We start from the raw sequence: 1400 nt of genomic DNA, 5'->3' as shown, positions 1-1400 counted from the left end.
CCGGCGCGATGCGGCGCTCGGTGCGCTGGGCGACCGCCGGGTCGATCTCGGGCGGCAGCTGGTGATGGATGATGGTGGCACCCACGATCAGGCCCACGGTCACCAGCATCAGGAATCCGATCACCATCGAGAAGTGCTTGAGGAATTCGAGGTCGTAGTTGCGCACGATCCACCTGTTTGACGCACCACACACGTGGCGCGCGAAGCCATCGACACGGGCCGCACCGTGCGACCCACGCGCCAGTATACGTCCCTCCCCTCCGCCGAGGCAGGGGGGATGGCGCGCCTGGAGGGATTCGAACCCCCGACCAATGGCTTCGGAAGCCACTACTCTATCCGGCTGAGCTACAGGCGCCTGGCTGAGATCCCGGCGGTATTGCCGAGGCAATCGTCCGCGCGGGGCTGGCATTCTAGCGACAATTGCGGACTTTCGCGCCATATTGCTTTCACGATGCCCGGCCGGCCGGCTTGCCGGGCACCTGGCGACCGCCTCCACGCCCCGTCCCGATGACCTACGAACGCTACGAATCCCCCACCCTGCCGCTCTGGCGGCTGAAGCTCCGGCTCTATTGGCAGCTGGTCCGCGGCGACCGCCCGATCGGCTGGCTGCTGCTGTTGTGGCCCACCTGGTGGGGCCTGTGGCTCGCCGCCGGGGGGACGCCCCCGTGGTGGACGCTGTTCGTCTTCAGCGCCGGCGTCTGGCTGACGCGCTCGGCCGGCTGCGTGATCAACGACTACGCGGACCGCTGGCTCGATCCGCATGTCGCGCGCACGAAGGACCGGCCGCTGGCGTCGGGCGCGGTGTCCGGTCGCGAGGCGCTGGCGGTGTTCGGCGTGCTGATGCTGGTGGCGTTCGCCCTGGTGCTGACCTTGAACCGGCTGACGATCTGGCTGAGCCTGGTCGGACTCGTCCTCGCCGCCAGCTACCCGTACCTGAAGCGCTATACCTACCTGCCCCAGGTGTATCTGGGCATGGCCTTTGGCTGGGGTATCCCGATGGGCTTCGCCGCCGTGCTGGGCGAAGTGCCGACGCTCGCCTGGCTGCTGTACGCGGCCAACATCCTGTGGTCGACCGCCTACGACACCTGGTACGCCATGGTCGACCGCGAGGACGACCTGCGCATGGGCAGCAAGTCCACCGCGATCCTGTTCGGCGATGCCGACCTCGCCGCGCAGGGCGTGCTGTTCGGCCTGTTCCTCCTGGCGATGGGCCTGGTCGGCCAGCGCGCGGGGCTGGACGCGCCCTACTGGGCCGCGCTCACCGTCGCGGTCGTGCTGGTTGCCTGGCAGTTCTGGATCTGCCGGCATCGCGAACCCGGCGCCTGCTTCCGCGCCTTCCTGGCCAACCACTGGGTCGGCCTGGCCCTGTTCGCCGGCATCGCGGCCGCGTCGTGGCCGGG

Annotated in this window: 1 protein-coding gene, 1 tRNA gene and 1 pseudogene; 1 reads left to right on the top strand and 2 read right to left on the bottom strand. The window is 69.1% G+C overall.

Features of this window, described 5'->3' with window-relative positions:
* A pseudogene (locus tag FKV25_RS16610) lies at positions 1-166 on the bottom strand (c-type cytochrome); the annotation flags it as partial.
* Positions 167-278: 112 nt separating this feature from the next.
* A tRNA-Arg gene (locus FKV25_RS03485) sits at positions 279-355 on the bottom strand.
* 152 nt (positions 356-507) lie between these two features.
* Between FKV25_RS03485 and ubiA the strand changes: the two genes are divergently transcribed.
* Positions 508-1400 (top strand): 4-hydroxybenzoate octaprenyltransferase (ubiA, locus tag FKV25_RS03480; protein ID WP_141517408.1); only part of this gene is annotated, 893 nt, incomplete at its 3' end.

It is taken from the genome of Marilutibacter aestuarii (assembly GCF_006546775.1).
Lineage (GTDB): Bacteria > Pseudomonadota > Gammaproteobacteria > Xanthomonadales > Xanthomonadaceae > Marilutibacter > Marilutibacter aestuarii.
This window is presented reverse-complemented; position numbering and strand designations above follow the sequence as displayed.